2 protein-coding genes are annotated in these 1,146 nt (G+C 18.2%); one reads left to right on the top strand and one right to left on the bottom strand.

Features of this window, described 5'->3' with window-relative positions:
• Positions 1-116 precede the first annotated feature (116 nt).
• Entirely contained in the window at positions 117-368 is a 252-nt protein-coding gene (locus GBZ86_RS16100; RefSeq protein ID WP_152892349.1) for a hypothetical protein, read from the top strand.
• A 151-nt stretch (positions 369-519) separates the two neighbouring features.
• On the opposite strand, the gene GBZ86_RS16095 is transcribed toward GBZ86_RS16100, so the two are convergent.
• Positions 520-1,146: hypothetical protein (locus GBZ86_RS16095; protein ID WP_152892347.1), on the bottom strand; the 627-nt coding region annotated here is incomplete at its 5' end.

The raw sequence follows: 1,146 nt of genomic DNA, 5'->3' as shown, positions 1-1,146 counted from the left end.
AATAAGCATTTAATATTAAAATTAAGTTGTCATTAAAAAAATATTGGTTAAAATTTGTATAATTACAATTGGATGGTTGGTAATTATAATTAATTTAACATTTAGGAGAAAAACATATGAAAATACAAGAAATTTTTAATAATCTTTTAGAAAGTGGGGTAGTAATAAATTATGGTGATGAAAATATTACATTTTCAATGGTTACTTATTTAAAAGAAGAAGATGAAAATACATTAATTATAGAGTTAGATTATGAAGAAAAATATTTAGTTGATAAAGAAAAATTTAAAGAAAATCATTCAAAAGAAAATATAAATTTTTATGACTGGCAAAATGTTAGAGATTTTGATAAATTATTAGAAAAATAATTAAATACAATATAAAAATCACTTTTAAATTAAAATATTAAAATAATTAATATTACAATAGAAAGTGATTTTTATATGAAAATTATAATAATTTTAAATTTAAGTTAAAGTATATAATCAATTAAGATAGTTGTAAAAAAGAAAAAATACTTTAATTAAATCTATTACTTTCATATATTTCAATGATTTTATTATATAAATCAACATCTTCAACAGCAAAATATAAGTCACCGTCTTTTATGGAGTATTCATATTGAAGAACTAATAAAGAATCTTGTAAAATATCTTTTATTATTCGGAATCTTTTATCTATATCTAAAAATTCAATTTCACATAAAATTTCTATAGGATCATTTTCATTTGTTTCACTATTATATTGAGATTTTTTAAAGTTATTGAAAAGAATCATATTGATATTTTTTTTATCACAGTAAACTACTTTCCCAGATTTATTACAAGATACACAAGGATTAAATTCACAATTTCTTATACATTTAACACACATACATTCAACACAAATTTTTGTTTTTTCTAAAGCATCTTTATGTTTATTTTTAAATTCTTCACATTCATTTATAAGTTTATTTTCATTAGATTTTTCTTTGAAAAAACTAAATATAGATTTTTTCTCATTTTTAGCTTTAAATTCAGTTTTATTAAGAAGTTCAATATATATTTTTAAAAGTTTTAAATTTTTATAATAGGCTCTTTCTTTTAAAGTAGATTCATCACTAAGAGATTCTATATCATCAAGTATAAACATTACTCTACTATATAT

This window comes from Clostridium tarantellae (genome assembly GCF_009295725.1).
GTDB classification, from domain to species: Bacteria; Bacillota; Clostridia; order Clostridiales; family Clostridiaceae; genus Sarcina; species Sarcina tarantellae.
This window is presented reverse-complemented; position numbering and strand designations above follow the sequence as displayed.